This window comes from Rhodoferax sp. GW821-FHT07G04, from assembly GCF_059418585.1.
Genome location: NZ_JBWKQD010000008.1, coordinates 14802 through 29717 on the forward strand (window position 1 = coordinate 14802; position 14916 = coordinate 29717).

Annotated in this window: 12 protein-coding genes; 10 read left to right on the top strand and 2 right to left on the bottom strand. The window is 61.7% G+C overall.

Going from position 1 to position 14916, the window contains the following annotated elements; genetic code table 11:
- The first annotated feature begins 6 nt into the window (after positions 1-6).
- From aceE to AC07OO_RS25030, 4 genes are all read left to right on the top strand, one after another.
- Positions 7-2712 (top strand): pyruvate dehydrogenase (acetyl-transferring), homodimeric type, encoded by a 2706-nt coding sequence (gene aceE / locus AC07OO_RS25015; RefSeq protein WP_495084890.1) that lies wholly within the window; start codon positions 7-9, stop codon positions 2710-2712.
- Between the two features lie 72 nt (positions 2713-2784).
- The gene (gene aceF, locus AC07OO_RS25020) at positions 2785-4455 is read left to right on the top strand and encodes a dihydrolipoyllysine-residue acetyltransferase (RefSeq protein ID WP_495084891.1); all 1671 of its coding nucleotides are present in this window, start codon (positions 2785-2787) and stop codon (positions 4453-4455) included.
- 11 nt (positions 4456-4466) lie between these two features.
- The gene (gene lpdA / locus AC07OO_RS25025) at positions 4467-6302 is read left to right on the top strand and encodes a dihydrolipoyl dehydrogenase (protein WP_495084892.1); all 1836 of its coding nucleotides are present in this window, start codon (positions 4467-4469) and stop codon (positions 6300-6302) included.
- A gap of 129 nt (positions 6303-6431) precedes the next feature.
- Positions 6432-7106 (top strand): helix-turn-helix domain-containing protein, encoded by a 675-nt coding sequence (locus AC07OO_RS25030; protein WP_495084893.1) that lies wholly within the window; start codon positions 6432-6434, stop codon positions 7104-7106.
- A 17-nt stretch (positions 7107-7123) separates the two neighbouring features.
- On the opposite strand, the gene AC07OO_RS25035 is transcribed toward AC07OO_RS25030, so the two are convergent.
- Positions 7124-8242, bottom strand: a complete 1119-nt coding sequence (locus AC07OO_RS25035; RefSeq protein WP_495084894.1) for an epoxide hydrolase family protein — start codon at positions 8240-8242, stop codon at positions 7124-7126.
- Positions 8243-8412: 170 nt separating this feature from the next.
- On the opposite strand from AC07OO_RS25035, the gene AC07OO_RS25040 reads away from it, so the two are divergent.
- From AC07OO_RS25040 to AC07OO_RS25050, 3 genes are all read left to right on the top strand, one after another.
- Positions 8413-8976 (top strand): RNA polymerase sigma factor, encoded by a 564-nt coding sequence (locus tag AC07OO_RS25040; protein WP_495084895.1) that lies wholly within the window; start codon positions 8413-8415, stop codon positions 8974-8976.
- Between the two features lie 94 nt (positions 8977-9070).
- Positions 9071-9319 carry a hypothetical protein gene (locus AC07OO_RS25045; RefSeq protein ID WP_495084923.1) on the top strand — a complete coding sequence of 83 codons (249 nt, stop codon included), beginning with the start codon at positions 9071-9073 and terminating at the stop codon, positions 9317-9319.
- Positions 9316-10575, top strand: coding sequence for an MFS transporter (locus tag AC07OO_RS25050; RefSeq protein ID WP_495084896.1), 1260 nt, complete (start codon positions 9316-9318; stop codon positions 10573-10575). The genes AC07OO_RS25045 and AC07OO_RS25050 overlap by 4 nt, the downstream gene beginning before the upstream one ends.
- A gap of 66 nt (positions 10576-10641) precedes the next feature.
- On the opposite strand, the gene AC07OO_RS25055 is transcribed toward AC07OO_RS25050, so the two are convergent.
- On the bottom strand, positions 10642-11820 hold the full coding sequence (locus AC07OO_RS25055; RefSeq protein WP_495084924.1) for a M20/M25/M40 family metallo-hydrolase: 1179 nt from the start codon (positions 11818-11820) through the stop codon (positions 10642-10644).
- 327 nt (positions 11821-12147) lie between these two features.
- On the opposite strand from AC07OO_RS25055, the gene AC07OO_RS25060 reads away from it, so the two are divergent.
- The 3 genes from AC07OO_RS25060 (at position 12148) to map (ending at position 14875) form a co-directional block, all read left to right on the top strand.
- A complete protein-coding gene (locus AC07OO_RS25060; protein ID WP_495084897.1) occupies positions 12148-13755 on the top strand; it encodes a phospholipase D-like domain-containing protein in 1608 nt (535 codons plus the stop codon).
- Positions 13756-13820: 65 nt separating this feature from the next.
- Entirely contained in the window at positions 13821-14078 is a 258-nt protein-coding gene (locus tag AC07OO_RS25065) for a ParD-like family protein (protein ID WP_495084898.1), read from the top strand.
- Positions 14079-14083: 5 nt separating this feature from the next.
- Entirely contained in the window at positions 14084-14875 is a 792-nt protein-coding gene (gene map / locus AC07OO_RS25070; protein WP_495084899.1) for a type I methionyl aminopeptidase, read from the top strand.
- Positions 14876-14916: the final 41 nt, after the last annotated feature.

The window sequence follows — 14916 nt, forward strand, 5'->3', positions numbered from 1 at the left end:
ACACCCATGTCAGCAGTTCCCGCGGGCGCCACGAGCGCCCTGAGTCTTGACCTGGACAGCCAGGAAACCCGCGAATGGATGGATGCGCTGTCCGCCGTGATTGAGGCCGAAGGCCCAGAGCGCGCCCACTTTCTTTTGGAGCAATTGCTGGAACATGCCCGCCAAAAGAGCATTGATATGCCCTTTTCGGCGAATACCGGTTATGTCAACACCATAGAGCCCGACCAGGAAGCCCATTGCCCCGGCAATATCCAGATCGAAAAGCGTTTGCGTGCCTATATGCGCTGGAATGCCATGGTCATGGTGGTGCGTGCCAACCGCCTGAACCCCGCGGATGGCGGCGATCTGGGTGGTCACATTGGCTCCTTCGCATCCGTGGCCAGCATGTTCGGCGCCGGCTTCAACCACTTCTGGCATGCCGAGAGCGAAAACCATGGCGGCGACTGCCTCTACATCCAGGGGCATAGTTCGCCCGGCATCTACGCCCGCGCTTACCTGGAAGGCCGCCTGACCGAGGAGCAGCTCGACAGCTTCCGCCAGGAAGTGGATGGCAAGGGCCTGTCCAGCTACCCCCACCCCAAGCTGATGCCGGCGTTCTGGCAGTTCCCCACCGTGTCCATGGGGCTGGGACCATTGATGGCCATCTACCAGGCCCGGTTCCTGAAGTACCTGCATGCCCGAGGCATTGCCAATACCGAAAACCGCAAGGTCTGGGTGTTCTGCGGCGATGGCGAAATGGACGAGCCCGAATCCCTGGGCGCCATCGGCCTGGCCGCGCGCGAGAACCTGGACAACCTGATCTTCGTCATCAACTGCAACCTGCAGCGCCTGGACGGCCCGGTGCGCGGCAATGGCAAGATCGTGCAAGAGCTGGAAGGCGAGTTCCGTGGTTCCGGCTGGAATGTCGTCAAGCTGCTGTGGGGCGCTGGCTGGGACGCATTGCTGGCCCGCGACACCACCGGTAAGCTGCGCCAGCTGATGATGGAAACCCTGGACGGCGACTACCAGGCCATGAAGGCCAACGACGGTGCCTTTGTGCGCAAGAACTTCTTTGGCCGCTACCCCGAGACACTGAAACTGGTTGAGCACATGACCGATGAAGAGGTGTTCGAGCTGCGCCGCGGCGGCCATGAGCCCGAGAAGGTGTACGCCGCCTTCCATGCCGCCAACGCCCACAAGGGCCAGCCCACCGTGCTCTTGGTCAAGACCGTCAAGGGCTATGGCATGGGCAAGGCCGGTGAAGGCAAGAACACCGTGCACCAAACCAAGAAGCTGACCGACGAAGACATCAAATACATCCGCGACCGCTTCAACATCCCCGTGCCCGACAGCGAACTTTCCAAGCTGCCGTACTACAAGCCGGCCGAAGACACGCCCGAGATGCGCTACCTGCACGAGCGCCGCAAGGCCCTGGGCGGCTATTTGCCGCACCGCCGGCAAAAGGCCGACGAGAGTTTCACCGTGCCCGCGCTGGACACCTTCAAGGCCATTTTGGAACCCACTGCCGAAGGCCGTGAAATCTCCACCACCCAGGCCTATGTGCGCTTCATCACGCAGTTGCTGCGCGACCAGGCGCTAGGCCCACGCGTGGTACCCATCCTGGTGGATGAGGCGCGTACTTTCGGCATGGAAGGTCTCTTCCGCCAGATCGGCATCTACAACCCCAAGGGCCAGCTCTACACACCGGTGGACCGTGACCAGGTGATGTACTACCGCGAAGACAAGGCCGGCCAGATCCTGCAAGAGGGCATCAACGAGGCTGGTGGCATGGGTAGCTGGATTGCCGCGGCCACCAGCTACAGCACCAACAACCGGATCATGATCCCGTTCTACGTGTATTACTCTATGTTCGGCTTCCAGCGCATTGGCGATATGGCCTGGGCTGCTGGCGACATGCAGGCGCGCGGCTTCCTGCTGGGCGGCACCAGCGGGCGCACCACGCTCAATGGCGAAGGCCTGCAGCACGAGGACGGCCACAGCCACATCCTGGCGGGCACCATCCCCAACTGCATCAGCTACGACCCCACCTTCGCGCACGAAGTGGCGGTCATCATGCAGCACGGCTTGAAGCGCATGGTGGAGAAACAGGAGAACGTCTTCTACTACCTGACCCTGCTGAACGAAAACTACCCCATGCCCGGTCTGACCGCCGGCACCGAAGAGCAGATCATCAAGGGCATGTACCTGTGCAAAGAGGGCGCCAAGCTCACCCCGCGCGTGCAATTGCTGGGTAGCGGCACCATCCTGCGCGAGAGCATCGCGGCGCAGGAACTGCTGGAGAAGGACTGGGGCATTGCCGCTGATGTGTGGAGCTGCCCATCGTTCAACGAACTCACCCGCGAAGGCCAGGATTGCGAACGCTGGAACCTGCTGCACCCGCTGGAGACGCCGCGCGTGTCCTACGTCGCGCAGCAGTTGGACAAGGCCAAGGGGCCGGTCGTGGCGTCCACCGATTACATGAAGGCCTATGCCGAGCAGATCCGCCCCTTCATCCCCAAGGGCCGTACCTACAAGGTGCTGGGCACCGACGGCTTTGGCCGCAGCGATTTCCGCTCTAAACTGCGCGAGCACTTCGAGGTGAACCGCCACTACGTCGTGGTCGCCGCGCTGAAGGCGCTGAGCGAGGAGGGCACCGTGCCCGTTGCCAAGGTGGCCGAAGCGATCAAGAAGTACGGCATCAATGCCGACAAGGTGAACCCGCTGTACGCATAACAAAGCCCTTGCGGGACAGACCGGAGCGCTGCGTCGCTCTGTCCCCAACCGTTTAGGAATGGAGACAACAACATGGCATTGGTAGAAGTAAAAGTCCCGGATATCGGCGACTTCGATGAGGTGGCAGTCATTGAGCTGCTGGTCAAAGTGGGCGATACCGTCAAGGTGGAACAGAGCCTGATCACCGTGGAGAGCGACAAGGCATCCATGGAGATACCGTCCAGCACCGCCGGTGTGGTCAAAGAGATCAAGGTCGCGCTGGGCGACAAGGTGAAAGAGGGCTCGGTCGTTGTGATGGTGGAGGCTGCCGGCGCCGCTGCAGCCCCTGCCGCTGAGTCAAAACCGGCTCCAGCCCCCGCCGCGGCTACGCAAGCTGCTCCCGTTTCTGTAGCGGCTGCATCCCCTGCCCCAGCTGCGTCCGGCCCCGTGGAAGTGCGCGTGCCCGATATCGGCGACTTCAAGGACGTGGCCGTCATCGAACTGCTGGTCAAGGTGGGCGACACCGTCAAGGTGGAACAGAGCCTGATCACCGTGGAGTCCGACAAGGCCTCGATGGAGATTCCATCCAGCACCGCCGGTGTTGTCAAGGAACTCAAGGTCAAGATTGGCGACACCGTCAATATTGGTGACCTGGTCGTTATTCTGGAAGGCGTGGCTGGTGCCGCACCCGTAGCAGTGGCCGCACCTGCGGCACCCGCTGCTGCACCGGCTAGTGCATCCGCTCCCGCTCAGGTTGCTGTTGCCGCCGCTGCTCCGGTCGCTGCCGCTGCCGTGCCCGCCCACGCGCCGGGCGGCACCACGCTGGGCCTGCCCCACGCGTCGCCGTCGGTACGCAAGTTTGCCCGCGAGTTGGGCGTGCCGCTGAATGAAGTGAAGGGCTCGGGCCTCAAAGGCCGCATCACCGAGGCCGACGTGCAAGGCTTCACCCGATCCGTGATGAGCGGCACAGTGCAAACCCAGGCCGCGGCGGCCCAGCACAAGGCCAGCGGTGGTGGTGGCGATGGCGCAGCCCTGGGCCTGATCCCCTGGCCCAAGGTGGACTTTGCCAAGTTTGGTCCCGTTGAGCGCAAGGAACTGGGCCGTATCAAGAAGATCAGCGGCGCCAACCTGACGCGCAACGCCATCATGATTCCGGCCGTCACCAACCACGACGATGCCGACATCACCGACCTGGAAGCCTTCCGCGTGGCGACCAACAAGGAGAACGAGAAAGCCGGCATCAAGGTGACCATGCTGGCCTTCCTGATCAAGGCCTGTGTGGCCGCGCTCAAGAAGTACCCCGAGTTCAACAGCAGCCTGGACGGTGACGCCCTGGTCTACAAGAACTACTGGCACATCGGCTTTGCCGCCGACACGCCCAACGGCTTGATGGTGCCGGTGCTGAAGGATGCCGACAAGAAGGGCATCTTCCAGATCAGCACCGAGATGGGTGAACTGGCCAAGAAGGCACGCGAAGGCAAGCTGAGCCCTGCTGAAATGTCGGGCGCTACCTTCACCATCTCCAGCTTGGGCGGCATTGGGGGGCGCTACTTCACGCCCATCATCAACGCGCCCGAAGTCGCCATCCTGGGTGTCTGCAAGAGCCAGATGGAGCCGGTGTGGGACGGCAAAGCCTTCCAGCCGCGCCTGATGCTGCCGCTGTCGCTGACCTGGGACCACCGCGTCATCGACGGCGCCGCCGCTGCGCGCTTCAACGTGTACCTGGGCCAGATCCTGGCTGACTTCCGCCGCGTGCTGCTCTAAGGAATCTGACCATGGCAATCGTAGAAATCAAGGTTCCCGACATTGGCGACTTCGACGAAGTGGCCGTCATCGAGCTGCTGGTCAAGGTTGGCGACACCATCAAACCTGAGCAAAGCCTGATCACCGTCGAGAGCGACAAGGCCTCCATGGAGATTCCGTCCAGCGCGGGTGGTGTCGTCAAAGAGCTCAAAGTCAAGCTGGGTGACAAGGTCAAGCAAGGCTCTGTGGTCGTGCTGCTGGAGGCCTCTGGCGCGGTAGCGCCTGAATCAAAACCGGCTCCAGCCCCCGTCGCTGCTGCACCAGCCGCTCCTGTTTCCGTAGCGCCTGCTGCGCCCGCTCCCGCAGCCGCCAGCTTTGGTGGCACAGCCGACCTGGAATGCGACGTGGTGGTGTTGGGTGGTGGCCCAGGCGGCTACAGCGCAGCCTTCCGCGCGGCAGACCTGGGGCTCAAAGTCATTGTTGTCGAGCGCTATGCCACCCTGGGCGGCGTGTGCCTGAACGTGGGCTGCATCCCCAGCAAGGCGCTGTTGCACGTGGCCGCCGTCATGGACGAAGTGAGCCACATGGCCGACCTGGGTGTGGAATTCGGCAAGCCCGTGGTCAACATCGAAAAGCTGCGTGGCCACAAGGAAAAGGTTATTGGCAAGCTGACCGGCGGCCTGGCTGCCATGGCCAAGATGCGCAAGGTCACCACCGTGCGCGGCTATGGCAATTTCGTCGGCGCCAACCACCTGGAAGTGGAAGAGACCAGCGGAACTGCGCAGGAGAAGACGGGCAGCAAGAAGGTCATCGCCTTCAAGCGCGCCATCATCGCCGCAGGTAGTCAAGCCGTGCGCTTGCCCTTCATGCCCAACGACCCGCGCGTGGTGGACAGCACCGGCGCGCTTGCATTGAGTAGCGTGCCCAAGCGCATGCTGATCCTGGGTGGCGGCATCATCGGCCTGGAAATGGGCACCGTTTACAGCACATTGGGCGCACGCCTGGACGTGGTGGAAATGCTGGACGGCCTGATGCAAGGTGCCGACCGCGACCTGGTCAAGATCTGGCAGAAGATGAATGCCAAGCGCTTTGACAACATCATGTTGAAGACCAAGACCGTGGGCGCCGAAGCCACGCCCGAAGGCATCAAGGTCAGCTTCGCGCCAGCGGAAGAGGGCGGCACCGCCCCCGAGCCGCAGGTGTATGACCTGGTGCTGCAGGCCGTGGGTCGCACGCCCAATGGCAAGAAGATCGCCGCTGAGAAAGCCGGTGTGGCGGTGACCGACCGCGGTTTCATCAACGTCGACATCCAGATGCGCACCAATGTGCCCCACATCTTTGCCATTGGCGACATCGTGGGCCAGCCCATGCTGGCGCACAAGGCTGTGCATGAGGCCCATGTGGCGGCCGAAGTGATTGCCGGTGAACTCCAAGGCAACAAGGAACTGGCATCTGCTGCCTTCAACGCCCGCGTGATCCCTTCCGTGGCCTACACCGACCCCGAAGTGGCCTGGGTCGGCCTCACCGAAGACCAGGCCAAGGCCCAGGGCATCAAGGTCAAGAAGGGCCTGTTCCCCTGGACCGCATCCGGCCGCGCCATTGCCAACGGCCGCGACGAAGGTGTCACCAAACTGCTGTTCGACGATTCCCCCGAGGCCCATGGCCACGGCAAGATCCTGGGCGGCGGCATGGTCGGCACGCATGCGGGCGACATGATTGGCGAGATCGCGCTGGCGATTGAGATGGGTGCGGACGCCGTGGATATCGGCAAGACGATTCACCCGCACCCCACGCTGGGCGAGAGCATCGGCATGGCGGCAGAGATTGCGCATGGCAGTTGCACGGATGTGCCGCCGCAGAAGAAGTGATGCAATAGCGCTCTCGCACGCGCTACAACTTCAGTAGCTAGCCGCATAGATCCCACGAGGGCTATGCGGCTTTTTCGTGTATGGCTACCATTGCATTCCTCGTATCTTTTTGGACAGCGCATCGCAACCATGACCCAGAAGCACACACGGCGAAACTCCGACCACCCCTGGATTGACGCCGTGTGGCAGACGGTGTGCCTGACCGACGGTATCTACAAGGCAACGCCGGACGGGTCGTGGGACCTGATACGCAGTGATGCACCGGGCAGGGCCCCCCTGGTGTTTTTGACGGGTCAGTCGACGGAGCCGGTCGAAGTGCCGTATCAGGCACATGAGCATTCGGTGGTCATCTCCCTGTGCGCACATGTGTACCTGGCGCAAGGCCACGCGGCACGGACGGGTGCGGTGGTGCGCATGTTGGATGTCGAGGGGGAGCATTTCATTCTGAATGGGGTGAGGCTGCCTCTACCAACCTTCGACAACGCGGAAGCGCTGGTTACGGCCATGGTTGCTGCGGACCTGCTGTCCACCAATGACATCGTCGCCCGGGCCTTCACCGCACGCCCCAAACCTGCGTCGCCGCGCGCCGTTCAGCAGCATTTCAAGAAGATCACCGGCATTACGCAAAAAGACTTTCAGTTGATCCGGCGCGCACAAGAGGCGGTGCGGCGGCTGAAGGCGGGCGAGGAGGCCGTCGCGGTAGCCATGGACTTGGGCTACACCGACCAGCCGCACATGGTCAAGTCCATCAAGAAGATCATGGGCTCAACGCCTTCAGACCTGGACGGCATACACAAGATTTGAGTACGCCTCGCGCTTGACTACTTGGCGACCTTGGCCGCAAAGGCCTTGAGGTCTTGGACGAAGAATTGCGGGTCCTCCCACGCGGCAAAATGGCCCGCGGTCTCCATGTCGTGGAACTGCACCACGTTGCCTGCGGTCTGCCGTTGCGCCCATTCGTAGGGCAGGCGCACACCGCCGGGGGTGGGCACTTCGCTTGCGACCGCGAAGGGAACTTTGTTGCTATGCCCTTTGGTGGTCGGAGGCTCTATGGCGTTCATCTGGTAGATGCGGAATGAGGAGGCTGCGGTTTCTGTGAACCAGTAGACCATGATGTTGGTCAGCAGTTCGTCCCGGCCCAGCGTGGCATCCATGCGGTCACCCAGGCCCATGCTGGCCATGCAACCCACGATCCAGGCCGCGAGTCCGACCGGCGAATCCTGCATGGCGAATGCCAGGCTTTGCGGCTTGGTGGTCTGAACCAGGTTGAAAGCGCCGTGGGCGAAGAACCATTGCTGGATAGCACCTGCATAGGCCTGTTCTGGCGTGCTCAGGGCGGCGAAATCGGTGGTGTGGTCAGGGTAGCCCACGTCCGTGACGTGGCAGCCGATGAGCCGCTCGGGATGGCGTTGCGCCATCGACATTGCAATCAATGAACCGAGGTCGCCACCGGCCGTCATGAACCGGTTGTAGCCCAGCACATCGCCCATGAGCTGCACCAACACGTCGCCCATCCTGTCAGCAGACATGGCCACCTTGGACGAGAACCCGCAGCCCGGCAGCGACGGGACCACCACATGGAACTCCTCGGCCAAAGCGTCAATCACGCGGTGGTAGCGGTAGAAGCTGTCTGGCCAGCCATGCAAGAGCAAGAGTGCGGGCGCATTCTTCTTTTTGGACGGCTTGTGCACAAAGTGCAAGGCCTCACCGCCTATCTGCACCATGAAGTTGGGTTGTGCATTCAGGCGTGCTTCGGCTTGGCGCCAATCGTAGGTGTTCAGCCAGTACTCGGTTAGTGCCCGCATGTAGCGGAGATGGGTGCCCATCATCCACCCCGCGTCTGCAGGTTCGTCGGGCCAGCGTGTGTGCGAAAGGCGGGACTTCAGGTCGGCAAGTTGCGCGTCGGGAACAGCGATTTGGAAGGGGGTTGGCTGATTCATGGTGATAGCTCCATCAAGTTGTTGCTGATGAAGGCAGTCTAGGGATCGGCCTGCTTTGGGGCTTGTAAAAAAACGCACATTTGAGAAAAAACCAAACGGCGCACAATATTGCCCACTCTGAAACGTCATCAGAGGTATGGACTTGCTGATGCTCTCGTTGCACCTTGTGAATGACTGACCCCAACCGCGACATCGCTGCTGTGGTGTTGCGCGAGCGCTCCCGGCTGGGGAATTTCATCCGGAATCGTGTGCGCAACCCGACGGATGCCGAAGACATCCTGCAAGACGTGTTCTACGAGTTCGTGGAAGCCTATCGGCTTCCCGAACCGATTGAACAGGTTGGCGCATGGCTGTTTCAGGTGGCGCGCCATCGCATCATTGACCGCTTCCGCAAGAAGGGCGAGCAGTCTTGGAACGACGCAATGGGCGGTGATCCTGACGACGATGAAGACGGTGAAGCGTACCGGCTCGACCTGGCTCTGCCATCGCTGGACGCGGGGCCAGAGGCGCAGTACGCCAGAGCTGCTTTGCTGGAGGCCCTGCAACTGGCTCTGGACGCGTTGCCGGACAACCAACGGGATGTCTTTGTGGCGCACGAGATCGAGGGCCGCAGCTTCAAGGACATGGCGGCCGAAAGTGGCGTTGCCGTCAACACCTTGCTGGCACGCAAGCGTTACGCGGTCCTGGCTCTGCGCGCACGTTTGCAGGATGTGTATGACGAATTTGAAACCTGATGATGACATGTGAAGGAGAAGAACCATGAGATCAAAACTTGGCTTTTGGCGGTATGTGGCCTGGCCTGTTTGGGGCCTGCTGGCGGTGGCTGTGATGAGCGGGGCGGTGATGCTGTTGTGGAATGCCGTGGCCCCCGCACTGTTTGGTGATGCCCGCCAGATCGACTACTTGCACGCGCTGGGCTTGTTGGTGCTGTGCCGCATCCTGTTTGGGGGCTTTCGCGGGCACGGCGGTTGGCACGGGCGCAACCGCTGGAACAAGTGGCAATCCATGACGCCCGAGGAGCGCGAGCAGTTTCGGCGACGCGGCCCCTGGGGCAGATCGACTGGAGACCAACAATGAATACAACCACTTCAACTTCGGCCGATGCCAAGGCCTTGCCCTTGAAGTTTTCGGGCTACCAGAAAACCGTTGTCGTCATCCTGGCGTTTCTGCAGTTTGCCGTCATTCTGGATTTCATGCTCATGGCGCCGCTGGGCGCGGTGATCATGCCGACGCTGGGCATCAGCCCCAGCCAGTTCGGGCTGGTGGTGTCTGCCTATGCTTTCAGCGCGGGCGCGGCGGGTTTGCTCATTGCGGGCTTTGCCGACCTTTACGACCGCAAGAAGTTGCTGCTGTTTTTCTACGCCGGCTTCGTCCTCGGCACGCTATGGTGCGGGCTCGCGCAAAGCTTTGAGACCTTGCTGATGGCACGTATCGCCACCGGCCTGTTTGGCGGCGTCATCGGCTCGGTGGTGCTGGCCATTGCGACCGACCTGTTCCCGCCCCAGATGCGTGGCCGCGTGATGGGCGTGGTGCAGACCGCGTTTGCGGCCAGCCAGGTGCTGGGCATCCCCCTCGGCTTGTACCTGTCGAACCAATGGAGTTGGCACATGCCCTTCCTGGCGATGGCGGTGCTTGGCCTGCTCGGTGGTTTAGCCGTTGCCTGGCTCATGCGACCGGTCGCCGACCATCTGAAACTGCCCCAAGAGCACAGCCCCTGGATGCACCTGTTCCATACCCTGGCGGAGCCGCGCTACCTGCTGGCCTTTGCGACGACGACGCTGGTGGCAACCGGCGGGTTCATGCTGATGCCCTTCAGCAGTGCGTATACCGTCAGCAACCTCGGCATCAGCCTGGACCATCTGCCAACGGTCTATTTGATCACCGGTTTGTGCACCATTGCCTTCGGGCCCTTGATCGGCAAGGCGGCCGACGCCTTCGGCCAACTGCGCGTATTCATGTTCGGCACGGCAGTGACCATCGTCATGGTGCTGGTCTACACGCACCTCGGCCCGGTGTCCCTGGCGGTGGTGGTGGTTGTCAATGCCGTCCTGTTCGTGGGTATTTTCTCGCGCATGATTCCATTCCGGGCGTTGATGGCCTCGGTGCCGGTTGTCTCACAGCGCGGATCGTTCAACGCGATCAGTGGCTCCCTGCAGCAGCTCTCGGGTGGTATTGCCTCCGTCATCGCCGGGCACATTGTCACCATCGGAGCCGATGGCAAGCTGCAGCATTTTGATGTGGCGGGCTATGTGGTGCTGGGGGCATCGGTGACCGCTGCGGTATTGCTGTGGCAACTGCAGCGCAACACCCTCAGCCCAGCCTTGGCCACCTGATACCCAGATGCTACTAAATCAGTAGCTGGCTACGCAGATTCCACGGGGGCTACACGGTATTTTCATTCAAGGCTTCTTGCTGAGTTCCATGATCATGCGACTGAGCAGGTACAGGCGCGGCGTCACGCTGCCAACCTCTGCATATTCGTCGGGCGTATGGATACCACCTCCGACGATGCCAAAGCCATCCAATGTGGGCACGCCGACATCCGCAGCCAAACTGGCGTCCGCGGCACCACCGGACCCTTCGATGGTGAGTTTCTTGCCAATTTCGGCGTAGATGGTTTCAGCCGTCTTGACCAATGCTTCGGACTGCGGCGTGCGCGGCATGGGTGGCAAGCCGCGTGTCAGCGTGGTCTTCACTTGTGTGTCGGGAATGAGCTTGTTCTGCGAAATGCGGGCCAGGTCACGTTCCACGCGGTCAAACTCTTCGCGGGTCACCGCTCGCACATCGCCCTTGGCCGATGCATTTTCGGGAATCACGTTGGTCGCACCATTGGCGCTGAGCACCGTGAAGTTGACGGTGGTGAGCTTTTCTGCGTCCCCCAGCTTGCCGAGTTGCAGCACCTGATGGGCTACTTCAGTCGCTGCATTGCGGCCGTCTTGCGGTGCCACGCCCGCATGCGCCGCGCGCCCCTTGACCTCGATCAGCGCCGTGGCACTGCCCTTGCGCCAAACGACCAGTCCATCCGCCGGGCGACCAGGTTCCAGATTCAACACGGCGTCGTGCTCCTTGGCAACCCGGCGAATCAGCGCCGTCGACCCCTCTGATCCAACCTCTTCGCAGGTATCCAGCAGAAAGGTAATGCGCCCGTAGTCCTTGAAATTGATTGCCTTCAAAATCTTGATCGCATACAGGCCGGCCACGATCCCGCCCTTGTTGTCCATCACACCGGGACCGTAGGCGCGACCGTCTTTGATGTAAAAAGGCTTGGCCTTGGCGGTACCGTCCGGAAATACCGTGTCCATATGCGCCATCAGCAGAATCTTGCGGGTTCCGCTGCCCTCAAAAGTTGCGGTCACGTTGGTGCCGGGGTGCGGTGTGGCGGGGAAGGTCTCAATCTTGCCGCCCAGCTTTTGCAGCTCTTCAATGGCGATGCCACGCACGGAGTCCAGACCGGCGGTGTTGCCTGACCCGGAATCCACGTTGACCAAGCGCTCAAGCAGTTGGAGGGCCTCATCCTTGTAGCCTGCGGATCGCTCGTATATGTCTTTTACAGGTTCCGCCTGGAGCGCGGGCACCAGGGCTGCCAGGGCAAGGCCTATCCATAGGCTACGCGCTCTCGGAAGGGAGTGCCACACAAGCACTGACAAGCTTCGGGGCCTAATACTTCTGGGGAATCGTTGCATGGTGTCTCCTGGGATTGGTATGGGAATTGGACGTGTCGCAGCCATTTTTTGTAGTGCTGCGCGGCAAAGCAAGTGTGGACTTCCACATGTGGACTCCGATATGTTGTTCGCGCGCGACGAGGGCGGTGCCTCTGTCTGCGAGCACTTCCTTGTCGAGGCCTCGTGCTCGCTGTGGATGCCGGAGGCGTTTCGGGCTTTTCAGCACATGCCATACTTGGCCGCATGCGGTTGAATTTCTTGTGCGTAGTGCGACGCGGTATCTCTCAGTTTTTTGCGGTTGTCGGCCTGGTCGCATGCACCAGTTGCGCGTCCCTTCCGACGGACGTTCAGCGCGAGCCCAGCTTGGCCATCCCCATGGACCGCGACAGCGCGCTCGACCAGGTGGCCATCGCCACCGCCACTGCGCACGGCGCCCCCGAGCAGTCCGGGTTTCGCCTGCTGCACATGGGACCTACATCGTTGCATGCGCGCATGGAGCTGATTCAGCGGGCTGAGCGGTCGCTGGACCTGCAGTACTACCACGTCCATAACGACGCAACCGGGAGAATGATCCTGCGCGGCTTGCGCGATGCCGCTGCGCGCGGGGTGCGCGTGCGGTTGCTGGTGGATGATATGTACACCACCGATGTCGATGACTTGCTGTCGGCCCTGGCGTCTTACCCCCATGTCAGTGTGCGGCTCTTCAATCCCTTCGCCACGCGCGGCAGTACGCTGCGCCGGTTCTCCCTTTCGCTGCTGGACTTCAACCGCGTCAATCGGCGCATGCACAACAAGCTATTGGTGGCCGATGGCGCGATTGCATTGACGGGCGGGCGCAACGTCGGCGACGCGTACCACGGCTACCACGAGGATACGAACTTTCTCGACTTTGAGATGGTGGCGCTAGGCCCGGTCGTCGCCCAGATGGCCGATGTTTTCGATACCTATTGGAATAGCCCACAGGTCTATCCTTTGCAGGCCGTCGTGCCGCCATCAGACAATGCTGACGCAGACAGGCAGGCCTTCGACGTGGTGACACGTCCCTCGGGGGCGTCCATCCCTTTGCCGGCAAAGGACCTGTTGGGCAAGGCGCCGCTGTCCGTTGACCTGAATAGTGGCAGCCTCCATCTGGCCTGGGGTGTGGCCCGGTACATTGCCGATCCGCCGGCCAAGATTACCGGCAAGGCCGGTCTGGTCACGCTGTATGGCGGGTCCGACATGAGCCAGGTGCGTGCCGCCGTCTCGCAGGAAATCCGCAAGGCAAAGACCGAGGTGGTGGTGACATCACCCTACCTCGTGCCGGGGCAGGAGACGCTGCAACGCATGCGTGCATTGTCGGCCCAGGGCGTCAAGCAGAGTCTGCTGACCAATTCCTACCGCTCCACCGACGAGCCAACGGTCCACACCGGTTACCGGCGCTACCGCGACGACATGCTCGCCGCGGGCATAGCCCTGTTTGAATTGAGCCCCGAGGATACCCGGCGCTTTTACACCAAGGATTTTGTGCCAGACCATGCCTGGTTTCGCTGGCACGCCAAGAGTGTCATCGTGGATCAGCAGACGCTGGTCGTGGGCTCCATCAATTTCGATCCGCGTTCGGATCGGCTCAACACCGAGGCGGGCCTGATCATCCAAAGCCCGGAAATGGCGCGCGACGCGCACCAGTTGGTCACGCTGATTCAGCGCATGGCCTGCTGGCAATTGCGGTTGGACCCGTCCGGGGGCTTGCAGTGGGTTCGCACCAATGCGCGTGGTGAAGAGGATGTGCAGCGCAGCGAGCCGGGGCTGGATTTCTGGAGCAACGTCAAACTGAATCTCCAGTCGCTGATAGTGCCCGAGTGGATGCTGTGACAGCTAAATGGTCATCAATACATGAAACATATATAATTCGTATATATTTCATGTGGAGTTGACGGATGGGCATTGTCAAAATTTCCGATCAGATGCACGAGAACTTGCGCGTGGCGGGGAGTGCGCTGAGCCGGTCCATCAATGCGCAGGCCGAGCACTGGTTGCGCGTGGGCATGCTGACTGAGATGTACCCGGAGCTCGACCACCGGGAAATCTGCCAACTGCTGATACGGGCCGAGTTGGCCGGAGGGCTGGACATCGTAGCGGCCGTCAGCGCCCAACTGGGCAAGCCGCCAGCCTCTACGGTGACTGGTAGGCACTGACGACGATGGGGCACTGCGTTCCCATCCGGTCCGCCGAGGAGCTTGCACTTTCGCGGCGGGCCGCCCAACTGGCTGCGGAGGTGTTGGCCATGATCGAGCCCCATGTGGTGCCAGGTGTCAGCACCGAGGCGCTGGACCGCATCTGCCACAACCACATCGTCAACGTGCAGGGGGCGATCCCTGCCAATGTGGGTTACCAGGGCTACCCCAAGACCATTCTCACGTCGGTTAATCAGGTGGTGTGCCACGGCATCCCCTCGGCGAACAAGATTTTGAAGAAAGGTGACATCGTCAACATCGATGTGGCCGTCAACAAGGACGGCTGGTTTGGCGACACCAGCCGCATGTTCTTTGTGGGCGAGCCCAGCCTGCTGGCGCGCCGCCTGGTGGACACGACGTATGAGGCCCTGCGCGCCGGCATCCAACAGGTCAAGCCCGGGGCGACATTGGGCGATGTGGGCCACGCCATCCAGTCGGTTGCGCACCGCGAGCGGTTCAGCGTGGTCCGCGAATACTGCGGCCACGGCATTGGCCAGATCTACCACGACGAACCCCAGGTGCTGCACTATGGGCAGCGTGGCCTGGGCCTGAAGCTGGAGGCGGGCATGGTCTTCACCATCGAACCCATGCTTAACGCCGGCGGACGCGACACCAAACAACTGGCCGACGGCTGGACGGTCGTGACCAAGGATCGGTCTTTATCGGCCCAGTGGGAGCATATGGTGGCAGTGACGCCGACAGGGTATGAGGTGTTGACGGCGTGGCCGGGTGGGACTGGGGCTTACGCTGCCATTTGACGCTCCCACGTTCTGGTTGCTATCAAAACAGAAGCGGTCTA